This is a genomic window from Algoriphagus yeomjeoni (assembly GCF_049821175.1).
In the GTDB taxonomy this organism is placed as follows: Bacteria; Bacteroidota; Bacteroidia; order Cytophagales; family Cyclobacteriaceae; genus Algoriphagus; species Algoriphagus yeomjeoni_A.
The window spans coordinates 1557944-1580314 of the sequence record NZ_CP187512.1 but is presented as its reverse complement, the minus strand read 5'-3'; the positions used below and the strand labels follow the sequence as shown (position 1 = coordinate 1580314).

General features: G+C 40.3%; 20 protein-coding genes. 6 read left to right on the top strand and 14 right to left on the bottom strand.

Annotated elements, in window-relative coordinates; all coding sequences use genetic code 11:
* Positions 1–59 precede the first annotated feature (59 nt).
* The 4 genes from ACPUEN_RS06290 to ACPUEN_RS06275 form a co-directional block, all read right to left on the bottom strand.
* Positions 60–2345 carry a prolyl oligopeptidase family serine peptidase gene (locus tag ACPUEN_RS06290; protein ID WP_425639259.1) on the bottom strand — a complete coding sequence of 762 codons (2286 nt, stop codon included), beginning with the start codon at positions 2343–2345 and terminating at the stop codon, positions 60–62.
* 100 nt (positions 2346–2445) lie between these two features.
* A complete protein-coding gene (locus ACPUEN_RS06285; RefSeq protein ID WP_425639258.1) occupies positions 2446–3000 on the bottom strand; it encodes a DUF4287 domain-containing protein in 555 nt (184 codons plus the stop codon).
* Between the two features lie 5 nt (positions 3001–3005).
* Positions 3006–4007 (bottom strand): endonuclease/exonuclease/phosphatase family protein, encoded by a 1002-nt coding sequence (locus tag ACPUEN_RS06280; RefSeq protein ID WP_425639257.1) that lies wholly within the window; start codon positions 4005–4007, stop codon positions 3006–3008.
* Positions 4008–4084: 77 nt separating this feature from the next.
* Positions 4085–5206: an acyltransferase family protein gene (locus ACPUEN_RS06275; protein WP_425639256.1), complete on the bottom strand. Its 1122-nt coding sequence runs from the start codon at positions 5204–5206 to the stop codon at positions 4085–4087.
* Positions 5207–5320: 114 nt separating this feature from the next.
* Between ACPUEN_RS06275 and ACPUEN_RS06270 the strand changes: the two genes are divergently transcribed.
* Positions 5321–6205 carry a PPK2 family polyphosphate kinase gene (locus tag ACPUEN_RS06270; protein ID WP_425639255.1) on the top strand — a complete coding sequence of 295 codons (885 nt, stop codon included), beginning with the start codon at positions 5321–5323 and terminating at the stop codon, positions 6203–6205.
* 9 nt (positions 6206–6214) lie between these two features.
* Here the strand turns inward: ACPUEN_RS06270 and ACPUEN_RS06265 are convergent, their stop codons facing one another.
* The 10 genes from ACPUEN_RS06265 to pdxA all read right to left on the bottom strand — a co-directional run bounded on the left by ACPUEN_RS06265 (position 6215) and on the right by pdxA (position 18058).
* Complete coding sequence (locus tag ACPUEN_RS06265) at positions 6215–8344, bottom strand: c-type cytochrome domain-containing protein (protein ID WP_425639254.1); 2130 nt, start codon at positions 8342–8344, stop codon at positions 6215–6217.
* Between the two features lie 7 nt (positions 8345–8351).
* A complete protein-coding gene (locus ACPUEN_RS06260) occupies positions 8352–9806 on the bottom strand; it encodes a DUF1501 domain-containing protein (RefSeq protein WP_425639253.1) in 1455 nt (484 codons plus the stop codon).
* Between the two features lies 1 nt (position 9807).
* Entirely contained in the window at positions 9808–12120 is a 2313-nt protein-coding gene (locus ACPUEN_RS06255) for a PSD1 and planctomycete cytochrome C domain-containing protein (protein ID WP_425639252.1), read from the bottom strand.
* A gap of 259 nt (positions 12121–12379) precedes the next feature.
* Complete coding sequence (gene accC, locus ACPUEN_RS06250; RefSeq protein ID WP_425639251.1) at positions 12380–13729, bottom strand: acetyl-CoA carboxylase biotin carboxylase subunit; 1350 nt, start codon at positions 13727–13729, stop codon at positions 12380–12382.
* Between the two features lie 24 nt (positions 13730–13753).
* Positions 13754–14233: an acetyl-CoA carboxylase biotin carboxyl carrier protein gene (gene accB / locus ACPUEN_RS06245; RefSeq protein ID WP_425639250.1), complete on the bottom strand. Its 480-nt coding sequence runs from the start codon at positions 14231–14233 to the stop codon at positions 13754–13756.
* Between the two features lie 95 nt (positions 14234–14328).
* On the bottom strand, positions 14329–14892 hold the full coding sequence (gene efp, locus ACPUEN_RS06240; protein ID WP_111611186.1) for an elongation factor P: 564 nt from the start codon (positions 14890–14892) through the stop codon (positions 14329–14331).
* Between the two features lie 28 nt (positions 14893–14920).
* Positions 14921–15919 (bottom strand): beta-ketoacyl-ACP synthase III, encoded by a 999-nt coding sequence (locus ACPUEN_RS06235; protein ID WP_425639249.1) that lies wholly within the window; start codon positions 15917–15919, stop codon positions 14921–14923.
* 227 nt (positions 15920–16146) lie between these two features.
* Positions 16147–16338: a 50S ribosomal protein L32 gene (gene rpmF / locus ACPUEN_RS06230; RefSeq protein ID WP_057938136.1), complete on the bottom strand. Its 192-nt coding sequence runs from the start codon at positions 16336–16338 to the stop codon at positions 16147–16149.
* Between the two features lie 18 nt (positions 16339–16356).
* Positions 16357–16926 carry a YceD family protein gene (locus ACPUEN_RS06225; RefSeq protein WP_425639248.1) on the bottom strand — a complete coding sequence of 190 codons (570 nt, stop codon included), beginning with the start codon at positions 16924–16926 and terminating at the stop codon, positions 16357–16359.
* A 109-nt stretch (positions 16927–17035) separates the two neighbouring features.
* Entirely contained in the window at positions 17036–18058 is a 1023-nt protein-coding gene (gene pdxA, locus ACPUEN_RS06220) for a 4-hydroxythreonine-4-phosphate dehydrogenase PdxA (protein ID WP_425639247.1), read from the bottom strand.
* Positions 18059–18179: 121 nt separating this feature from the next.
* Here pdxA and rsmA point away from each other — a divergent pair, with 121 nt between their 5' ends.
* The 5 genes from rsmA (at position 18180) to ACPUEN_RS06195 (ending at position 22326) form a co-directional block, all read left to right on the top strand.
* Positions 18180–18965: a 16S rRNA (adenine(1518)-N(6)/adenine(1519)-N(6))-dimethyltransferase RsmA gene (gene rsmA, locus ACPUEN_RS06215; protein WP_425639246.1), complete on the top strand. Its 786-nt coding sequence runs from the start codon at positions 18180–18182 to the stop codon at positions 18963–18965.
* The gene (gene mgtE / locus ACPUEN_RS06210) at positions 18952–20319 is read left to right on the top strand and encodes a magnesium transporter (RefSeq protein WP_425639245.1); all 1368 of its coding nucleotides are present in this window, start codon (positions 18952–18954) and stop codon (positions 20317–20319) included. The genes rsmA and mgtE overlap by 14 nt, the downstream gene beginning before the upstream one ends.
* A gap of 11 nt (positions 20320–20330) precedes the next feature.
* On the top strand, positions 20331–21266 hold the full coding sequence (locus ACPUEN_RS06205; RefSeq protein WP_425639244.1) for a 2-hydroxyacid dehydrogenase: 936 nt from the start codon (positions 20331–20333) through the stop codon (positions 21264–21266).
* A gap of 151 nt (positions 21267–21417) precedes the next feature.
* The gene (gene greA / locus ACPUEN_RS06200; protein ID WP_111611179.1) at positions 21418–21891 is read left to right on the top strand and encodes a transcription elongation factor GreA; all 474 of its coding nucleotides are present in this window, start codon (positions 21418–21420) and stop codon (positions 21889–21891) included.
* A 42-nt stretch (positions 21892–21933) separates the two neighbouring features.
* Positions 21934–22326, top strand: a complete 393-nt coding sequence (locus tag ACPUEN_RS06195; RefSeq protein ID WP_425639243.1) for an HIT family protein — start codon at positions 21934–21936, stop codon at positions 22324–22326.
* The last annotated feature ends 45 nt before the right edge of the window (positions 22327–22371 follow it).

Sequence of the window (22371 nt, the reverse complement as noted above, 5' to 3'; positions counted from 1 at the left end):
GATCGTGAGGTCTGCGCTTTTTTGCTTTCAAATTTCAAATTTGAAATCTCAAATTCCCCTCACTTCTGAATTTGATAATGCCTAATCGGCTCCTCTCCGAGCAAGTGCTCTATAAAATAATCCCAACGCTTTTTGGTGAAATAATCCCCGTCAGTTCTGCCAAAACTATGATTTCTGCTTGGCCAGATAAATAGATCGAAGTCTTTTCCTGCTTTGATCAGAGCTTCCGCAAACTTGAAAGTAGCAGAGGGATTCACATTTTCATCAATTCCTCCATGTGCTAAAAGCAAGTGTCCTTTTAGATTTGCTGCATTGGTGATATTGGATTGCTCATGGTAGAAATCTCCAACTGGATATCCCATGTACATCTCTGGCCACCAGGCTTTTTCCATTCGATGATCATGATCTCCTGCGGAAGCCACTCCAACTTTATAGAAATCAGGATGTAAAAGCATCGCTCTTCCAGCGTCATATCCTCCTGCGGAGTGACCAAATATGCCTACTTTTTCCACATCCATGAACTTGTTTTTAGACGCTAATTCTTTGATAGCCAACACGTGATCAGTCGTGCCATCACCCAAGTTATTGTAAGAGATATCATTGAAAGCTTTACCACGGCCGCTTGTGCCCAAACCATCTACCGTCACTACCACAAAACCCAATTCTGCCATCGGCTGCTGTAATCCTATTAATCCTGCTCTAAATGTCTTTGGAGTAATATCTGTATGAGGTCCTGAGTAGGTGTAGTCAATGATGGGATAACTTTTTTTGGCATTGAAATCCGTTGGAACGTAATAAATTCCATAGATCGTGGTTTTACCATCCTTAGCTGTTGCAGTGAACTGCTTCGGGCTTTGATAGCCTTTATTAAGCAAATTCGAAATATCAGCTTTGGAAACCTCAAGGACGATTTTACCGGTCTTCAATTCTCGGACTACCGATACTGTAGGTTGATTTACAGTAGAATAATTGTCTATAAAGTAATCCTCACCTCGTCCATAACTGATGTCGTGAAAGGCATTCTCAGGAGTTAGTAATTCCAACCCCGTTCCATCAAAATTCACTTTATAAACAAAGGAGTAATATGGGTTTATATCTTTTTCCTTGCCGGCAGCTTCAAAATAGATGATGCTGTTTTCCTCATCGACTTTAAGCAGATTCTTGACTACATAATCTCCGTTAGTAATTCGATTTACTAGTTTTCCAGTTTGCCAATCCATCAAATACAACTGATTCCAGCCTGATTTCTCTGTTCCTAGGATAAATTGACCATTATCCAGTCTTCTGAAAATATTGTTATTGTTGACATGAGTTGGAGAAGATTCTGAATAGACTTTCCGAATTTCTTTGGAGTCGGTATTGATCTCAAGTAAGTCAAAGCTTTTGAAACCTCTTTCCAGGTAAGTTCCGAACATGTGATTACTATCAGCATCCCAATTGAAATACATCCCCATGAAATGAGGAAGTGAAAGCTCAGGGAATTTGGCAGTCTCTTTATTTTCTATCTCAAATACAACCGGCGTATACATCACTACAGTAGTATCGCCAGGTGAGGCTCGATAATATCCCATGAGCTGAGGTCGGAATTTATCGTCCTGGCTGTTATCCAGCAGAAGCATTTTTTCTGCCAATCGTAAATCAACAATCTGAGTTTGGATCTTTTTCGAATCGGGAGACCAATTGATACTTAAATGCTCTGGTCGCGCGCCATTTTCTCCCAAAACCATATCAGACCAGCCCCAATATGACGCATATTCATAGTCTTTCCTTCCGTCATAGCTCAACTGGATTTCTTCTCCAGTTTCTAGATTTTCCACGAACAGATTGAAATTTTTCACATAAGCTTTCCAATTCCCATCTGGAGAAATTGATACGGATCCGTCTCTGGAGTCTGCAGTAATCTTTTTCGACTCCAAACTGCCATCGGCATAGGTCCAATTTTTATTCAACCACTCGAAAAAAAGAGCCCCATCTCCTTTGACCTGAATTCGATTGAAAGGTAGGTTGCTTGAATTAATCGAACCACCACTTTGCTCGGATAGAAGTTTAGCCAACACTTCATGGTCAAAGGCTTCTTTTGTTTCCCCTTTTTCTATGTCCGTTATAAAAAAACGCTTTCCGTCCTTCGTATAGGTTTGATGCCAAAAACTCTTTTTGTCATCCAGCCAATTGGGAATTACATCTAAGTGATAAACTTCTTTTTGAATGTTTCCACTCAGAAAATATTCCGCTTTGTGGTAGGTTTCTTCTGTGATTTGGGCAAAGGAATTTTGACCAGCAAAAGTCAGCAAGACTACAAGTAAATACCTGAATTGTAAATAGTTGAAAATATGAAGATTAGACATAAAAGGAGGGGATAGCTTTAATAATCAAGATATCCCCAAAAACTGGAAGAAACACTTCAATAATTGACCAATAGTGGTCCTATTTTGTAAGTGGCATTATTTATCCAGCAGCTTCATAAGCCTTTTTGAGCCAGTCTACTAGTTCTTTGGAATATTGCTCCTCATGATTTATGACGACTCGGTGACTGATCATGCCGCTGGACTTGGTATCTAACTCAAGTATTCCTGATGGTTCCTGTCCCTTCAAATTGATTCCAACTTCATAGCGGCTTTTAGTTGCAGGGACGAGCATAGCAAATTGTTTTTTTCTTTTTACGCTGACATAAGCATTTTTTGGAACGAATTCCACGTCCTTTCCAAAGGCAGCAATTTCAGATTTCAGTTTCTGGAAAATAGGCAGAAAATGCTCCTTGCCCTTATATTGTTTTTCTATCAACTCATCCGTGTCTGAAGCTGATCCGGCATCTGATTTCAGCGATTTATGAGCGACTAGATTTGCAAAACCATGGGTGAAACCATGATCTGTCTTTAGAAATTTGACGATTTCTCCATGCTTTTTAAACTCTTCTTGTTGAACGATTGCAACCCATTGATCCAGGCTTTTACCTGTATTTTTTTCTAGGTTGTCGATCATTGTTTGTACGGCTGGATCCATAGTTTTTAGGGGTTTGTTGTTTCGATTTCGCAGAGTATGGGAAAATGGTCGGATGCTTTTTTTAATGAATTACTTACCGATTGGATGGTAGGATTTGCCTTCTCCAAATAAGGATTCCAGACAGTTCCTGATATCACACTTAACTTCTGACTAGCCAATATATGGTCAATCAGGACATTAATTTGGTCTCCGGTAATTCTATCCTTGTATCTGCTTGAATTTGGAGTGAAGCCATAACTGTTCAATTTCGGCTTGGGCAATACAGATTTTAGCACAAACTCGGGCTTCCATAGGTCTCCAAGTAATATTTCTACAGCACTCTTAGAGAATTTATTCTCATAGAAATCCAGTTCAAAACCGTCGTTAATATCACCCATCACCATGACTTGTTGATTTTTTTCCAAATACTCATCACAGCGCTCGCGGATAGACATGCATTCTGCAAAGAGCTTGAGTCGATCACGTGCGGAAATCTGCTCAAAACGTGCATAATCTACCATGTCGAATATGCCTTTGGATTTTGTATGCGCAATGATCACACGAGTAATCAAACTATCATCTAATCCCAAAATACTTAATTCAAGGGGCGGACGGTAATGTTTGTATTGCTCTTTGATGAGTCGATTGGTTGTATCTTGCAAAAATGGTTCGTCAAAACGCTTTCCAGCTTTCGTCTCTGGTGTAAATAACACATTCACTTTGTCAGGATTATAAATAGCACAAAGCTCCTGCTGACCTGCTGAAGGGAACCCATGAATTCCTTTGTAATTGGAGCCAGGGATAAAGGTTTGAGTCCAAATTTCCATCTGTGCGGAGGCAGTTTTTGATCCATCTACCAAGGTGTTTGGACCTTCCACTATTCCCAGAAAATCCGGACTCATTGCAGTTATTATTTCTGCAAGCTGTTGACTACGGATAAGCTCCTTTCCAGTCATTTTTGGATTTCCTTCGGTATCAAAGAGATCCCGCATCCACTCCACATTGTATACTCCAATTTTCAGTATCATAAAAATGTAACTTAGGTTAAAAATCACCCTTAAGTTACATTTTTATAGGTATTTATCTGATTGTGAAGTTATTGTATTTATACTTTTATGTAGATTTTTCTTTTGTCCATCCATAGTCCAATCAGCCAAATGACCAGCATATAGCTGAATGCAAATAGGAAGGAGGCCATTTTTGGCGAAAGCCAATTGGTATAGAAATTCTGATAAACAAAGCCTTTTAGCGTAGTGTCGCCAACAGGAATCAGCGATAAAATAGTTACTACCAAGCCTGATAGTACATAAAGAATCAGTGGATTTCTACCAAATACTTCGAAGAAATAAGTCCATCCTTTCCAGTTTTTGATTTCGATTACTGCGATCAAAAGCGCTAGTAAAATCAGGTCTATGCCTACTGTAAGCAAGACATAAGAACTCGTCCAGATTTTTTTATTGATAGGGAAAAGGATGTCCCAAGCATAACTTACCACAATAAGAACCAATCCAATGGCAAGCATTTTCCTCACAGTATCCATTGTGTTTCCTAGCTTTTGGATCATTTTTCCAGCCAAATAACCGGCTAATACATTCACAATAGCAGGAAGTGTACTTAAGATCCCTTCTGGGTCAAATGGAATTCCTTCACCACCATACATTCTTTCAGGGCCCATCAAAGCTAAATCCAACTTGATTGCAGCATTGCCAGTTAGGGAATACGGGTCTCCTGAATCTCCAAAGAAATACATGATCGCCCAATAGCCAAGTAGGGAAATTGCACTGAAAATCCATGCGTCTCTGATTCCTCCATAATACAATACAACTGCGCCAAAGAAATAGCAAAGAGCTATTCTCTGTAAAACTCCAAATAGTCTGACTTCAAGAATATTTGTCACATCGTAGAAAGGAAAAGCGCTTAATAACCATCCAATCATAAAAATCAACACCGTCCTTTTTCCTACTTTTTTAAAGAAATCAGTACTTGATGTTTGCTGAAGCTTTTTCATAGAAAAGCTCATCGCATTGCCCACAACAAAGAGAAATGTCGGGAAAACAAGGTCAGTAGGAGTGAAGCCGTGCCATTTTGCGTGAGCAAGCGGAGCAAACAAATTACTCCAGTCGCCTGCTGTATTGACGACAATCATGAACGCAATAGTCAATCCGCGTAAGACGTCCAAGGCCAAGTATCTGTTGCTGAGGCCTGGTAAGATAGGATTTTGGGTCATTATAAAGTTGGGGATAAGGGATAAAAGATGGGGTTTTTCTGTAGGGTTAAGATAAAATATTATCTTGTTCAATACTTGAAAACAGACGTTTTATCCACCTAGAACTTAATACAGATGAAAGATATTTCCATTGACTACTTTAAAGTGACCAACACTATTTCCCTCAAGGATATTCCTACTTCCATAGACCTGGAAGCTTCAGAGAAAAAGAAAGAGAAGGAACTCAACAAGGTAAGAGAGAAGCTAAGCGATCATCAGGATACCATGTATGCACATAACAAATACTCGGTTCTCATCTGCTTGCAAGGAATGGATACTGCGGGGAAAGACAGTCTGATTCGTGAGGTTTTCAAAGAATTCAATCCCAGAGGTGTGGTGGTTCATAGTTTCAAAACCCCTTCTAAATTAGAGTTACAGCATGACTACTTATGGAGACATGTGATTGCTTTGCCTCAGCGGGGAAAATATGGGGTTTTCAACCGAACTCATTACGAGAATGTCTTGGTGACCAGAGTACATCCCTCTTATATTCTTGGGGAAAATATACCGGGGATAAATTCTGTGGATGATATCACAGAGGAGTTTTGGGAAAAGAGATTTGAGCAGATTAACAACTTTGAGAAGCAAATCAGTGATAATGGTACCATTGTTTTTAAGTTTTTCCTGCATTTGGGAAAAGAAGAGCAAAGGCAGCGATTACTTCGAAGATTGAACAAGTCAAAGCATAACTGGAAGTTTTCACCGGGTGATCTAAAAGAGCGAGAGCGCTGGGACGACTACCAGCGATACTACGAAGAGGCAATCAATAAGACTTCTAAACCTCATGCTCCCTGGTTTATTATTCCCTCAGACAATAAAGAGGCGGCACGTGTGATTGTGGCTCAAATCATCCATGATGAAATGAAGAAAATCAAGGATATAGAAGAGCCAGAACTGGATGCGAAGATTCAGGAAAACATTGAAATGTATAAGGAGATTTTGAGTGCTGAGAAAAGTTGATTCTCTTTTCTACTCGTTAAATATCACTTCATCCACAAACACCCAGCCCTTATCTCCAGCAAAAGGATGCCATTTTGGGAGCCTAGAAAGTGGAGTTAAGGTGATTTTGAGCTTTTCGTAGTTGGTGTTCGCTAGTTCCATATTCATTAGTTCTGATCTTGCCGGTGCTGCTTTGGAAGATACCTCCGGAGAATTGCTTGCTAAGAGTTGCCATTTCCCATTTTCCAAGCCTTGAACTGTTACTTTGGAAGGAGGGAAGATATGGGCGCCCTCGTTGTATAGCAGGCTAAGTGAAACTTCTTTCGGATTATTTTCCTTTGCAAAGCTTACTTCTAAGACCATTGGATGATCCTGAAATCCTAGCCATTTTTGACCATGGTTTGGAGCTTCAGCTTTTACTAAGTCAAAAAGAGTAGCAACTCCAGTGGCTTTGTATTTTGGATTTGGATCATTTACCAAAACTGATTCGGTAGGCTGAATTCCGGAATGTATATAGATTGATTCCGACGATTTTGATCCTTTCCATTCTGCTGCGTAAGCTTTTGCAATGATTTTGCCTGTGCTTTTTGTAAAGATTGGTTCGGTATATACTTTTCCAGAGATACTGTCAGGTTCGGTTCCATCAAGCGTGTAGCGAATTTCAGCTGTTGGGATTGGATGTGAAAGTTTCAGCTCCAAACTGTCTTGATAGATCATTTCAGATTGAGTGATGATAGGGCTATTCAGTTCATATATGACCCCTTTTCCGTCAAAGCCAAATTCAATAATAGTTTCAGGAAGTGCTTTCTTTAGCATTTCTTGATCTTTGTCACTCAAGCCAGTTTGCCATACAAAAAGCTTCTTCAATGAAGTCATTTTAGCAAGATTACTCAAGGATTGTTCGTCGATTGAATTCCCAGAAATTGCTAAAACTTCTAGGGTATTTAGACTGAAAATGAGTTTAAGCTGATCTGTATTTAGGTCAGTAAAGTTTAATTGAAGTTCCTCCAAATGTGTGAAATCCTTCAAGAATGTGAGATCAATCCCAGCTAGAGGCATCTTATTTAGGCTAAATCGAACTACTTGATTCTTTACCTTTTTGAGGTCGGTTAAGGATTCAGGCTGAAATGCTGAAATACCAAAATAGGAGACATCTAATGCAGGTGATTCTGGAAACAATGGTTGAACTGAACGAAAGGAGGTGTTTAATTCTTGGATATCATCTGAATCAGCAGCATCAAAGGAATAGATTTTATTTCCTTCAAACTTCACAGACGCCAATTGGTACAGCTCATTTTTTGCAGGCAATGTCACCAGCTTTTGTTCAAAACTGGCTCCTGATGCAACCCATTCACTTAAAATCAATAGTTCTTCATCTGTTAGCTGAGCCTTGTTTTTAGGCGGCATGTGCTTTTTATCATCTTCAGGAAGATTGATTCTTTGGATAAGCATTGAATTTTCAAAATCACCAGCCAAAACGAACGGGCCCGATTTACCACCTTTTTGCAAGCCTTCGATATGATCCATTCTTAGCTCTCCTTTGATTTTTCCCTCTTTGTGACAGCTTACGCACTTTGCCTGTAAAATCGGCTGAACTACATCTCCAAAAATTTCAGCTTCGGCCAAAGGGATAATTTCAATTTCATTAGACTGAATAGGAGCTAGCAGAAAATCCTCACCATGAGTCAATCCTGCTCCCCAATGTCCTGTAGCTATTATCGCTAAAGCAAGAGCAATGCTCGATAAGCGTATAAGATTGGCTTTGATAGATCTGTAAAAATAGAGTAAAACACACCCGGCAAAAACGATTAGGCCTCCCCATTTATGCCAAGTCAAGATCTCTCCAGTATATTCTTCCTGTGCTAAAATCAAACCTGCTAGCACTGTGATGCCAGCGAAATTGCAACCAGCCAAAAAGCTGAGTTCACCCATTTCTCTGATTTCAGGTTTTTTGTCTATTCCTGGAATCCAAAAGAAAAGCAACCCCATCAAAAGTAAAACAATTGGGAAGTGTAGGATAATAGGATGACTCCTGCCAACAACCTGCAACCAATCGGGCAAAACAAGTGCATTTCCTGCAATTGTAATGATTAACGTGAGACCTATCCAGATAAAAAGGGTGCTTTCCAGAAAAGATCTGATCGAAGAAATCTTGAGCATATGGATTTTAAGCAATTAAGTCTTTTACAACTTGACCAGAGACATCAGTAAGACGATATCTTCTTCCTAGGTGTTTATAGGTCATACGCTCATGGTCGATTCCCATCAAATGAAGTACTGTGGCTTGAAAATCATGCACGTGAACCGGGTTTTCTGTGATATTGTAACCGAACTCATCAGTTTCTCCATACACCATTCCAGATTTCACACCACCTCCGGCCATCCAGATTGAGAAAGCTCTAGGGTGGTGATCGCGCCCGTAATTATCAACCTGGATTTTTCCTTGGCAGTAATTTGTTCTTCCAAATTCACCTCCCCAAATAACCAAAGTCTCATCGAGTAATCCTCTTTGCTTTAAATCTGTAATTAGGGCTGCCGAAGCTTGATCTACATCTTCAGCTTGAAGGCGCATTTCATTTGGTAAATTTCCATGCTGATCCCAACCTTGATGATACAGTTGGACGAATCTTACGCCACTTTCTGAGAGTTTCCTTGCCAAAAGACAATTGGCAGCATAGGTACCAGGCACAAGGCAATCTGGACCATAAAGTTTGATAATGCTTTCCGGCTCTTTGGAAATATCTGTCATTTCCGGAACAGCCGTTTGCATACGGTACGCCATTTCATATTGCTTTACTTTAGCAGCTATTTCTGGATCATTAAACTGTTGCATGCTGAGGTCATTCATCGCGGCAATCTGATCTATCATTTTGCGGCGCTCAGAGCGACTCATTGATTCTGGATCTTTGAGATAAAGTACGGGATCTTCAGAATTTGAAAACTGAACACCTTGGTGAGTGGCATCTAAGAATCCATTGCTCCAAAGTTTAGAATAAACTCCCTGACCATTACCTCTTCCGCGGCTAAGTAATACAGAAAATGCAGGTAAGTTGCTGTTTTCGCTACCTAAACCATAGCTTAACCAAGATCCCATGCTAGGGCGATTGCCTACTTGAGCTCCTGTTTGGAAGAAAGTAAGTGCTGGATCGTGATTGATCGCATCTGTGTGCATTGACTTCACGATACAGATATCATCTACTATTCCTGCGGTATGTGGAAAAACCTCTGATATCCAGGCTCTTGATTCTCCGTATTGATCAAATTTATAATTGGAGCCTACTAAAGGAAAGGAGGACTGACCAGCAGTCATTCCCGTAAGTCGCTGAGTTCCACGAATGGATTCAGGGAGTTCTTCTCCCATTCTTTTTATTAACTCAGGCTTGTAATCAAACGACTCCAGTTGGCTTGGAGCCCCATTTTGGAACAGATAAATCACTCGTTTTGCTTTAGGTGCAAAATGAGGCAAAGCATTCATCATTGCTTCTTCAGCTTCAGATTTTCCTGAGAAAAGATCTGGTACTAATAGGGAACCTAATGCCAGACTTCCAACTCCAAGACTAAGCCTGGAGAGAAATTTTCTGCGGTTGTGATTCAGTCCCTCTTCTAATATTTCCTTTTCCATATCAGCTCTTGGTAATGGTTTCTTCCAGATTGTAAATGCTCACGATCACCTGCATGAGCGCTGCAGTTTCCGGGTTTATGTTTTTTTCTTCCAAAGGATACTCGCCTACACTTAAAGATGAAAGTATCTGGTCTGGGTTTTCTTTAAATCTTTCCAATTGATCTTCATAGTAGGAGAGAAGGATGGACTTTTCTTCACCACTCATCTCTCTACAAACTATCCGCTTGAATGAAGTTGTAATAGCATTTTCTTCATCCGAATTTTCTTCCCACATCTTACCTGCTAACACACGAGATGCTTCCAAAATCATGGGGTCATTCATCATCACCAGTGCTTGTAATGGTGTATTTGTTCTACTTCTGCCAATTTCACATCGGTCCCGATTACTAGAATCGAAAATGATAGCCTTTGGGGGTGGAACAGTTAATTTGATGAAATTATATAGACCTCTTCTATAGAGTTTGTCACCTTTATCTTGAACGTATGTTGCCAATACACCTCTTCCGGAAGTTGCTGCTTCCCATATTCCTTCAGGCATATATGGTTTTACGCTAGGTCCCCCCAGCTTACTAACAAGTAAGCCACTACTAGCTAATACTAAATCCTGAATGTTTTCCGCAGGCAGTCTAAGTCGAGGAGCTCTAGCCAAGTAGAGGTTTTCAGGATCAGTCTTAAGGTGATTTTCTGAAATCACAGCACTTTGCTTATAAGTAGACGAAGTCAGTATTTGCTTCATTAGTCTCTTGATATCCCAACCATTTTCTATAAAATCTACAGCAAGCCAATCCAGTAACTCTGGGTGAGTAGGAAGATCTCCCTGCATGCCAAAGTCACCTGCAGATTTGACGATGCCCTGTCCGAAAATTTCCTGCCACATCAGATTGACAAATACTCGTGCGGTAAGTGGATTCTCTTTTGCAGTCATCCATTTAGCTAATCCAAGACGGTTCTCTTCTAGATCATCTGGAAATTTCATTATCGAACTTGGCGTAGAAGGCTCAACTTCCACTGTAGGAGCATCATAGACCCCTCGATCAAGGATGTAAGTTGGGCGCTGCTCATCCAATTCTCCCATCACTGAAACACTTAATTTAGAAGTGTCAGCGTAGTTAATGAAGCTCATTACTCCCGAAAGGTCTTCCTGATCAACCCATAGAATTGGAGTTTTGGCAGGTTTGGATTGAGAAACATCGCCTTGGTATCCTTTCTCAGGTGTATTGTTAAAAAAGGCGAACATCTCATAATATTCCTTCTGAGAAAAAGGATCATACTTGTGATCATGACACTGGGCACATTCCATGGTGATGCCGAGAAGTCCTTTGCTGACTGTGTTTGTTTTGTCAAGCACATACTCGATTCGATATTCCTCGTCGATTACGCCACCTTCTTCGGTGTATTTATGGTTTCTGTTGAAGGCTGTCGCCAAAATCTGCTCTTTGTTGGCATTCGGTAAAAGATCTCCTGCCAGTTGCCAGGTGATAAATTGATCATAAGACATGTTCTCGTTGAACGCATGAATCACCCAGTCACGGTAAGGCCATTGCGTTCGGATATTATCATCCTGATACCCGTAACTATCTGAATATCTGGATATATCCATCCAGATAATTGCCATTTTTTCTCCAAATCCCGGATCTGCAAGCAATCCATCCAGTAAATCCTCATAAGTCAGATCGCCAGAGAAATCCCCAAAACTATCCAAAACTTCTGGGCTAGGGGGTAATCCTGTGAGATCTAAACTTGCTCTCTTAATTAGTTCATGAGGTTTAGCTTCTGGATTTGGTTGAAGACCTTTTTCGGTCATTTTCTTCAAGGCAAAGCGATCAATTTCATTTGTCGTCCAATCTGTTTCCTCAGGTAACGGAGATTTTTCAGGAGCTACGAAAGCCCAATGTGGTTCGTATTTAGCTCCTTGTTCAATCCATTTTTTAATCAGTTGAATCTCTGTTTGTGATAGTGCAAGATTTGATTCTGGCGGAGGCATCAACTCTCCCGGATCTTCGGAGGTGATTCTATGGTAGACGGTTGATTCTTCTAAGTTGCCAGGTTTGATCACAAACTGGCTGGGATCATCTTTTAAAGCTGCATATGCTCCTGCTTCTGTATCTAAGCGAAGTTCTGATTCCCGCTTATTTGCATCAGGTCCGTGACAAGCGAAGCATTTATCAGAAAGAATAGGTCGTATATGAAAGTTGTAGCTGACCTGATCGATCTCCGAAATTTGTATTTCACTGGATTCCTTTTGGTTGCAACTAAAAATCGTAAATCCAATGCAGGCAAAAGCAAGAAGTCTATTAATGGTAGGATAAGTCATTTCTGGGTCAATTCGATAGTTAAATCGTCTTCAAACTAGTGATAATTTGAAGAAAAGCCGTCATGATTAGAAGAATATTCTCATTCTTTTTTATTGAAAGGAAATTAACTTTGTCTAAAATATTATTTAATAGAAGATTGTTTCGTGATTTTTAGAAAAAACCTGATTGCGATTTTTAATTTGAAATAGCAATAGTTTCTCTAAACAAAAAAAGCTGCCCATCTGGACAGCTTTTTTTGTTTAATGTATGTACTTCGAATTATCCTTTAATCACAGAGAAGTCAAAGTCTTCCAGGAACTTAGTCGTGAAATTTCCTGCTTTGAATTGCTCATCTTCTAATAATGCGATATGAAAAGGAATGGTGGTTTTGATACCGTCGATCACGAACTCTTCTAGTGCTCTTTTCATCCTTACGATTACTTCCTCCCTAGATTGGCCACTCACGATCAGCTTTGCAATCATGGAATCATAGTTAGGAGGAATTATATATCCTGCATAAACATGAGAATCGATTCTTACGCCACGCCCACCTGGGATATGGAGGTTTTGGATTTTACCTGGACTTGGTCTGAAACCATGAGCAGGATCTTCTGCATTGATTCTACATTCCATTGCATAAAGCTTAGGATAGTAGTTTCTTCCTGAAATAGTTTCTCCAGCAGCTACTTTGATTTGTTCTTTGATCAAGTCAAAATCAGTAACCTCCTCAGTGATTGGATGCTCTACCTGAATACGGGTATTCATCTCCATAAAGAAGAAGTTGCGGTGCTTATCAACCAAAAACTCTACAGTTCCTGCACCTTCGTATCCAATAGCTTCGGCTCCTTTGATGGCAGCTTTACCCATTTCTTCTCTCAACTCATCCGTTATGAATGGGGAAGGGGTTTCTTCGACCAGTTTCTGATGTCTTCTTTGGATTGAGCAATCACGCTCAGATAGATGACATGCTTTCCCAGTTTTGTCTCCAATAATTTGAATTTCGATATGTCGAGGTTCTTCTACGTACTTTTCAAGGTATAGCCCGTCGTTTCCGAAGGCTGCACCAGACTCCATACGTGCGTCGTCCCAAGCTTTTTTGAATCCCGCTTGTTCCTTCACAATCCTCATTCCACGTCCACCACCGCCGGCAGTTGCTTTTAGAATAACAGGATAGCCCATTTCATTGGCTAGCTTGATTCCTTGCTCCATTGTTTCTAATATCCCCTCAGAACCTGGGATAGTAGGAACGCCAGCAGCTTTCATGGTTGCCTTAGCCGTAGCTTTATCACCCATTTGATTGATCATCTCAGCGCTAGCACCGATGAATTTGATCCCGTATTCTTCACAGATTTTAGAAAATTCAGCATTTTCAGAAAGGAATCCATAACCAGGATGAATTGCATCTGCATTTGTAATTTCTGCAGCAGCGATGATTCTTGGTATATTCAGGTATGAATCTCGGCTAGGAGCAGGACCTATGCAGACAGCTTCATCAGCAAATCTGACATGCAAACTGTCTTTATCCGCAGTGGAATAAACCGCTACAGTTTCTATCCCCATCTCTTTACAGGTGCGGATGATTCTTAAGGCAATTTCACCTCTATTGGCAATTAGTATTTTTTTAAACACAGCTATTTATTTTGGGTGAAAAAATTAACCTGCTGGATCTACAAGGAATAACGGCTGATCATATTCTACTGGAGTAGAATTGCTAACCAAGATTTTGACGATTTTACCGGAAATTTCAGATTCGATCTCATTGAAAAGCTTCATTGCTTCGATAATACAAACTGTTTCTCCTGCTTTTACAGGATCACCTACAGCTACAAATGGATCAGCATCTGGACTTGATGTAAGGTAGAATGTTCCAATCATTGGAGATTTGATCTCCACTAAGTTTGAAGGAGCCTCAGCGGGAGCGGGAGCTGCCGCTGGGGCAGGAGATGCTGCAGGAGCAGGTGAAGGTGTTGGCGCTGCTACAGGAGCAGGTGCGGATACTTCTACCATTCTCTGAGCTGAAGAATCAGCGTATTTTTTAATAGAAAGTTCAAACTCGTCAGTCTTGATTTTAACTTCCGCCAAACCAGAATTGGAGATGTAATCGATCAACTCCTGAATCTCTTTTGCTTTCATAGGTCTATTAGTTAGATGTGCCAAAAGGCAATTTTATAAATGGGTTAAAAAGAATAAAGCTGTGTAATTTAAGAAAATCACACAGCCTAAGTTACTTATTTTACTCTTTCTGAGTAAGAACCGTCGCGAGTATCAACCTTGATCATGATATCCTGCTCTACAAATAAAGGTACCATTACAGTAGCTCCAGTTTCTACAGTTGCTGGTTTTAAAGCATTTGTAGCTGTATCTCCTTTGATTCCTGGCTCTGTGTAAGTGATCATTAGCTCTACGAAAGGCGGTAGCTCCACAGCAAGGGGAGTTTCTGTTTCGTCGTGAATCAAAATATCACAAAGTTGACCGTCTTTCATCAAATTAGCTCTTTCCAGCAGGTTTTCTTGTAGCGTAATTTGCTCAAACGTGTTGGTGTCCATAAAGTGAAAACCCAAGTCATCTTTGTATAGAAACTGATGTGGTCTTTTTTCCACTCTGGCTGTTTCTACCTTTTCCCCAGCACTGAATGTTTTATCAAGTGTTTTGCCTGAGGTGATGCCTTTCATTTTTGTTCTTACAAATGCAGGGCCCTTTCCAGGTTTGACATGCTGAAACTCTGTAATCGTGTAGATGTCATTGTTCATGACCAAACAAAGTCCGTTTTTAAAATCTGCAGTACTAGCCATATAGTATTATCGTGTTATTTATTTTAACTTATTTCGGGTCATAGGCCCACTTCAAATAGATAGATCCCCATGTGAATCCACCCCCAAAAGCAGCTAATACCAAATTGTCACCCTTCTTCAATTGACTTTCATAGTCCCAAAGGCAAAGCGGGATTGTCGCAGCAGTAGTGTTACCGTACTTTTCAATATTCATCATCACCTTATCTGATCCGATTCCCATCCGATTGGCCGTGGCATTGATAATTCTAAGGTTTGCTTGGTGAGGTACAAGCCAAGCGATATCATCGCTAGTCAATCCATTTTTCTCCATAATCTCTGCGCTGACGTCTGCCATATTGGTGACAGCAAACTTGAAAACTGAAGAACCTTCTTGAAAAGCAAAATGCTCATCGGCATCTAACGTTTCATGAGTAGCTGGTCTACGACTTCCTCCAGCTTTCATATGTAAGAATGGCGCTCCAGAACCATCTGATTTGAGGATAGCATCCACTATTCCTAGATCATCAGTGGTTGGCTCTAGCATTACTGCTCCTGCACCATCTCCAAAAAGTATACAAGTTGTTCTGTCTTTATAATTGACGATAGAAGACATTTTATCTGCACCTACTACAATTACTTTCTTGTGCGTTCCAGTTTGTATGAATTGGCTACCCATTTGCAAAGCATATAGAAAGCCTGAACAAGCGGCTCCTATGTCAAAGCTGAAGCTGTTTTTAGCTCCAACCATATCAGCAATGATATTTGCAGTAGCGGGAAAAGGCATGTCGGGTGTGACAGTGGCACAAATAATCAAATCTACATCTAAAGGGTCTATGCCTGTTTTTTCTAACAAACCTTTTACCGCTGCAGCACCCATTACAGATGTTCCTTGATCTTCTCCTTTAAGTATTCTTCTTTCTTTTATGCCAGTCCTTGAGACTATCCACTCGTCGTTTGTCTCCACGAGCTCCTCAAGTTCTTTGTTGGTCAACCTGTATTCCGGAACGTAACCTTGTATTCCGGTGATCATGGCTCTGAGTTTGTCCATTATGCTTGGTTTAAGGTAAGATGATCAATTCACAATCATCTAAAACTATTTGTTATGGATGTATTCTGTCCTGTAAGGAAGGCAAAAATATTACAATTGTCATTCTCTACCAAAAGAAATCCATTAACGGAAGGTAATAGGCTTGATAAACAAGCTGTTTTAATTAGGGCTAAAAAAAAATCCATTCGCATATAGCGAATGGATTTTTATAATATTCAGATGACTGATTAAGCCAATATTTCTTTCTCAATGATAACTTGTCCTTTGTAGTACAATTTACCGTCCAACCAGAAAGCTCTGTGTGGAAGGTGCATTTCGCCCGTAGTAGGACATTTAGCCAAACCTGGAGCCTCTAACTTGTAGTGAGTTCTTCTTTTATCTCTTCTGGTTTTCGAAATTTTTCGTTTAGGATGTGCCATTTTATGCGTGGTTTATGATTATTCCTTGTTTTTTAACTTTTTTAAAAGATCCCATCTAGGATCGACTGGTGTATTATCTTCATCGGATTCTGAGTCATTCTCGGAGTCATTGGAATCTTGCCCATCTATGTAAGCATAAATTCCTTCTCCTTCGTATTCCTCATCATCCATTTGGTTTCTGTAATCAGGATGAATCTTTTTTAAAGGCAAAGCCAGTAAAATAAATTCGTAAATCAACTGAGCAACATTGATTTTCGGGGTGTCCCGGGTAATCATGCTGACGTTTTCATCGATTTCCTTTTCTTCAGAGCCGTATTTGTAAATCATCTTTTCGTGAAAATCCAGAGGCTGTTCAAACTGCTCCAAACTTCTATCACAGGTCAAGGTTACTTTCCCCGCAATATGAAAATCCATTTCAATTAAGTTAGCTCCGACTTTCATGATGACCCGTGCGGTCAACTTGCCTTTTTCTACTAATTCGTTGTCTTCGAAGTGCTGGAAAAATGAATCTCCAATTTCGAAGTCAATTTCGTGGATACCTTCGAGGAACTTAATGACCTCAATATCAAATGTTCTCCAGAATTTCACGATGCCTCCTCTCGATTTAAGACCGCAAAAATAGTGAATAATTATAAAAGGATGAAAGAGATATTGAAATAATCTTTGGTTAAATTCAATAAATCTCTGGTTTTCCTTCTCAATCCTCCGATTCCTGCGGGTTGTGTTGTTGAATAATGTCTGCTGCCAGGAAAATTGCTGCTCGCATAGAGCCTTCGTCTGCGACGTTTTTCCCAGCTATATTGTACGCAGTGCCATGATCTGGCGAAGTTCTTACTACGGGTAATCCAGCGGTGAAGTTTACGCCTGTGCTGAATGCCATGGATTTGAATGGAACCAATCCCTGATCGTGATACATGGCCAATACACCATCAAATTTGGTTTGATGAGCCATTCCGAAAAACCCATCAGCGGGGTAGGGACCGAACACCATTTTGTTCTGATCCTTCAATGTGTGAATAGCTGGTTTGATAATTTGCTCTTCTTCTTCGCCCAAAAGTCCATCTTCTCCGGCATGTGGGTTAAGACCTAGGATAGCGATTTTTGGTTTATTGATACCAAAATCTTTTGATAAGGTTTTAAGAAGAATTTTGGCTTTTTCTATAATGCGCTCCTGAGTTACATTTTCAGCCACTTTTGCCAAAGGCACATGACCTGTAATCAATCCCACCCTAAACTGCTCGGCAACCATAAGCATCAGACTGTCTTTAGATCCTACTGCCTGAGTGATGAATTCTGTGTGTCCCACAAAAGGCAGTTCTTCTGAATTGACATTATTCTTATTAAGTGGTGCAGTGACTAAAGCTTGGATTTTCCCTTCCTTTAGATCATCAACTGCCATTTTCAAAGCTTCCAAAGCAAATTTTCCAGCTTCCTGAGTTTCTACTCCCGGAATTACTTCTGGACATTCTTCGGTAACGTTGATTACGTTGATGCGCTTGTGCTGAATCTCATCTATGCTTCTAATCTGCGCAAAATTGAAATCATCCAAACCCAACTGTTTCCTATAGAAAGTCAAGGCTTTACCATGCGCATAGATTAGCGGGGTAAATGACTTATAGGTTCTGTTGTCTAGCAAGGCTTTCATAGTGACTTCTACGCCTATTCCGTTGATGTCGCCAATGCTTATTCCGATAATGGGTTTGATCTTTCGTTGATGCATATAAATTATAATGTGGACTAGGTGTTAAGGTTTGGTCAAGCCGCCTTGCGTAAGCTAGTCCTTTAGAATTATTCTCTTAATTTTGAGATTGCAATTTATAAAAATTTATCTGAGCTAACCGATGGAAAAGGTCAAGGCCAAGAAACACTTGGGACAGCATTTTTTGACCGATTTGAGTATTGCGGAGCAAATAGCTCAAGCGGTCAAAGGACATAACGAAGTATCTAAAGTTCTGGAAATAGGACCAGGTATGGGGGTGCTCACTGATTTTCTGATGAAGGAAAGTCTGGATTTGTATCTAATAGATATTGATAAAGAGTCCATTGTTTACCTTCATAAGAAATACCCCGAACTCGGTGATAAGATTATAGAAGGGGATTTTCTCAAAATGAATTTGGAAGATCTGTTCACCGATAAGTTTGCTATCGTGGGTAATTTCCCTTACAATATTTCCTCTCAGATTTTCTTCAAAGTTTTGGAAGTAAAAGATCAGGTGACCGAAGTGGTTTGTATGCTTCAAAAGGAAGTAGCTGAACGCATCGCTTCTCCTAAAGGAAATAAAGACTATGGAATACTGTCTGTATTACTGCAGGCTTTTTACGATATAGAATACTTGTTTACCGTTCCTCCGCATGTATTTGATCCGCCTCCAAAAGTTAATTCAGGTGTGATTCGCCTTACCCGAAATGCCACAGAGAAATTAGATTGTAATGAAAAGCTCTTCAAACAGGTTGTAAAGGCAGGTTTTGGTAATAGAAGGAAGACACTTCGTAACTGCCTAAAGCCCTTTAATCTTCCCGGAGAGTTTAATACAAATCCAATTTTGAATCTGCGAGCAGAGCAATTGGACGTAGCAGATTTTATATTTTTAACCCAAACTATCGAAGCTTCCCGTGGAAATCATTAAGCAGTTTGAACTTTCGAAGGAGTACTTAGAAAGCCTACAGCAGGCAATTGAAGCAGAGGACTTGAACTTCATTCAAGAGTCGCTTGATGGGGTCAATGTGGCTGATATTGCTGCCTTGCTCGATGAGTTGTCCATGTCTGAGTCAATCTTTGTGCTGCGGGTATTGGATGCGCAATTGGCGGCTGATATTATTATAGAGCTGGAAGCGACTAATCAGCATCGGGTCCTCAAGGAGTTGGAAGTACAGGAAATGGCTAATCTGATTGAGTTGATGGACTCGGATGATGGTGCCGATATTTTAAATCTTTTTCTCGAAAGAGAACGGGAAGATATTATCAGTCATTTCCAGGATAAGGTAAAATCAGATCAAATCCTCGAACTCCTACGCTACGATGAAGACACTGCCGGTGGTATTATGGCAAAGGAATATATCCGGGCCAATAAGAACTGGAATGTAGTTCAGACTATTAATGAGATTCGTCGGCAGGCAGAAAATGTAAGTAAGATCTATTCCATTTTTGTTGTGAATAATCGACAGCAATTGATGGGAATTGTATCGCTGAAGCGCATCGTACTGGCTTCAGACGAAACAAAGATTGAAGACATCTATGAAGAAGAAGTGATCTCCGTTCCAACTTACATGGATCAGGAAGAGGTGGCGGAGGTCATGCGAAAGTATGATCTGGAATCACTTCCTGTAGTGAATAGTAAGAATAAGTTGGTAGGTAGAATCACCGTCGATGATATTTTGGACGTAATCCGAGAGGAAGCTGAGGAGGATATTCAAGCAATGACTGGTATATCTGATACCGTTGATGAGTATGATAGCGTCATAAAACTCTCCAAAGCCAGGCTTCCTTGGTTATTGATAGGAATTTGTGGTGGACTGCTAGGTGCGGGATTTATAGGCTTTTTTGAGGAAGGGCTGAGTAAAGTTACTGCACTTGCCTTTTTTATCCCGTTGATCACTGCAACTGGCGGGAATGTAGGGATTCAGACTTCCTCTATAGTGGTTCAGTCTCTTGCCAGTAAATCTATTTTCGATGATTCCATGGCCAAAAGATTTCTGAAAGTGCTTTTAGTAGCGATTCTAAATGGATTGATTCTGGCCACATTTGTCTTTGGTGTGGTCGTGCTGTTTTATAAAACCGAGGTATCATTTGCCATGGTAGTCTCAATAGCCCTATTTTCAGTCGTACTTCTTGCTTCCTTTATGGGAACAATCACACCGATCATACTGGATAAAATCGGGATTAATCCTGCTTTGGCCTCTGGACCTTTTATCACAACAGCAAATGATCTGATAGGTCTTGCTGTTTACTTTTTGGTAGCTATGTCACTTTTGCACATTTAATTAGTAGAAAAATGAAGATTCTTATCATTGACGAAATGCACGAAAGTATCATGCCCCTACTTCAGAAAGAAGGACATGAAGTCGAGTATTGTCCGGAAATCACACGAGAGGAAATTGTAGCAACCGTCGCTGAATATGATGGATTGATCATTCGTTCCAAAACTCCTATGGATCGAGAGCTTTTGGAGAAAGCTACCAACCTTAAATTCATAGGAAGAGCAGGAGCGGGGTTAGATAAAATTGATTTGGAGTATATGGCTGAAAGGGGAATTAAGCTTTTCCATGCAGCCAAAGGAAATCGCGATGCAGTAGCAGAGCATGCTGTGGGGATGCTTTTGGCACTTTTTAATAATGTTAAAAATGCTGATCAGGAAGTTCGAAAGGGTGTCTGGGATCGAGAAGGAAATCGTGGTCATGAGCTGATGGGTAAGACCGTTGGGATCATGGGATTTGGAAATATGGGCAAGTCATTTGCTCATAGACTTAGAGGGTTTCATGTAAATATTCTGGCATATGATAAGTACAAGTTGGACTTTGCTGATGATTTCGTCCAAGAAGTGATGTGGGAAAAGTTGAAAGCCGAAGCTGATATCCTGAGTATTCATGTTCCGCTTACTCCTGAGACCAAGAATTTTTTTACCCTAAAAGAGCTGCAAAGTTTCGCCAAACCTTTTTGGCTGATTAATACAGCTAGGGGAGAAGTGGTCAGTTTTAAGACGTTGAATGAAGCACTTGATCAAGGGATTTTGCGAGGAGCATTGCTGGATGTTTTGGAAAATGAGAAGTTTCAAAAGTTTACTCCTGAGCAAAAGGCTGAGTTTGAGAAATTGGCAGCAAGAGATAATGTGTTGTTTAGTCCACATGTGGCTGGCTGGACTTTTGAATCCTACGAGAAGATTAATAAAGTTTTAGCCAAAAGGATTAAAAAGGCGTATACGGCCTGTTAATTGGGTTTTTAAAAGCTTGTGACAAGAAACCATGCTTTGCTTTGTTTCAAAGCTTTTGCTATCTTTGTTCATCAAATTCAAGCTAAAAACAAGGTAACGGTCACGTCTTGCGACCGTTACTTTGTTTTTGTAGCTTATAACAGAGTAGATTATGGGAGAAATACAATATTATACTGAAGAGGGCCTAAAGAGATTGAAGGACGAACTTCAAATGCTTAAAACTAAAGGGAGAACTGATATTTCCCTGCAGATTGCAGAGGCAAGAGATAAAGGCGACCTAAGTGAGAATGCAGAATATGATGCGGCAAAGGACGCCCAAGGTCACTTGGAGCTTAAGATCGCCAAGTTAGAGGCTGTAGTAGGTAATGCTAGAGTTTTGGATAGCTCTCAGTTGGATACTTCCAAAGTTGGGATATTGACTACTGTCAAAATCAAAAATGTTAAGAATGGAATGACCGTCAGCTACACCTTGGTATCTGAGCAGGAGGCTGATTTGAAAGCAGGCAAAATTTCCTTGGGTTCTCCGTTTGGAAAAGGCCTAGTAGGAAAAAAGGTGGGAGATATCGCTGAAGTAAAAGCTCCAGCAGGAACTCTACAATTCGAAATATTAGATATTACTTTCTAAAACTAATCCCGGCATACGTCGGGATTTTTATTTTTACAGATTATGGCATCAATATTCACAAAAATAATCAATCGAGAAATTCTCGGTCACATCGTAGCCGAGGATGAAAATTACATTGCTTTTCTAGATATCATGCCTTTGGTCAAAGGACATGTGTTGGTGGTTCCCAAACAGGAAGTAGATTACATTTTTGATTTGGAACCTGAAGTACTTTCAGGATTACATCTTTTTGCGCAGCAAGTAGCAAAAGCGATAGATAAAACTATCAAGTGCACACGTGTTGGCGTTGCTGTGATAGGATTGGAAGTTCCCCACGTCCATGTGCACCTTATTCCTTTGAGATCAATGGATGACATCAATTTCAATCGTCCAAAGCTGAAGCTTTCCAAAGAAGAGTTGGCCGAAATTGCTGAGAAGATTAAAGGAGGGTTTTAGTCTCAGTGATCAGTGGTCAGGTTACAGTCCTGGTAACTTAGCACT

Bases quoted from the DNA above. Each gene is read 5' to 3' on its own strand.
- ACPUEN_RS06290 (WP_425639259.1), bottom strand. From the start codon at position 2,345: ATGTCTAATCTTCATATTTTCAACTATTTACAATTCAGGTATTTACTT.
- ACPUEN_RS06285 (WP_425639258.1), bottom strand. From the start codon at position 3,000: ATGGATCCAGCCGTACAAACAATGATCGACAACCTAGAAAAAAATACA.
- ACPUEN_RS06280 (WP_425639257.1), bottom strand. From the start codon at position 4,007: ATGATACTGAAAATTGGAGTATACAATGTGGAGTGGATGCGGGATCTC.
- ACPUEN_RS06275 (WP_425639256.1), bottom strand. From the start codon at position 5,206: ATGACCCAAAATCCTATCTTACCAGGCCTCAGCAACAGATACTTGGCC.
- ACPUEN_RS06270 (WP_425639255.1), top strand. From the start codon at position 5,321: ATGAAAGATATTTCCATTGACTACTTTAAAGTGACCAACACTATTTCC.
- ACPUEN_RS06265 (WP_425639254.1), bottom strand. From the start codon at position 8,344: ATGCTCAAGATTTCTTCGATCAGATCTTTTCTGGAAAGCACCCTTTTT.
- ACPUEN_RS06260 (WP_425639253.1), bottom strand. From the start codon at position 9,806: ATGGAAAAGGAAATATTAGAAGAGGGACTGAATCACAACCGCAGAAAA.
- ACPUEN_RS06255 (WP_425639252.1), bottom strand. From the start codon at position 12,120: ATGACTTATCCTACCATTAATAGACTTCTTGCTTTTGCCTGCATTGGA.
- accB (WP_425639250.1), bottom strand. From the start codon at position 14,233: ATGAAAGCAAAAGAGATTCAGGAGTTGATCGATTACATCTCCAATTCT.
- efp (WP_111611186.1), bottom strand. From the start codon at position 14,892: ATGGCTAGTACTGCAGATTTTAAAAACGGACTTTGTTTGGTCATGAAC.
- ACPUEN_RS06235 (WP_425639249.1), bottom strand. From the start codon at position 15,919: ATGGACAAACTCAGAGCCATGATCACCGGAATACAAGGTTACGTTCCG.
- rpmF (WP_057938136.1), bottom strand. From the start codon at position 16,338: ATGGCACATCCTAAACGAAAAATTTCGAAAACCAGAAGAGATAAAAGA.
- pdxA (WP_425639247.1), bottom strand. From the start codon at position 18,058: ATGCATCAACGAAAGATCAAACCCATTATCGGAATAAGCATTGGCGAC.
- rsmA (WP_425639246.1), top strand. From the start codon at position 18,180: ATGGAAAAGGTCAAGGCCAAGAAACACTTGGGACAGCATTTTTTGACC.
- ACPUEN_RS06205 (WP_425639244.1), top strand. From the start codon at position 20,331: ATGAAGATTCTTATCATTGACGAAATGCACGAAAGTATCATGCCCCTA.
- greA (WP_111611179.1), top strand. From the start codon at position 21,418: ATGGGAGAAATACAATATTATACTGAAGAGGGCCTAAAGAGATTGAAG.
- ACPUEN_RS06195 (WP_425639243.1), top strand. From the start codon at position 21,934: ATGGCATCAATATTCACAAAAATAATCAATCGAGAAATTCTCGGTCAC.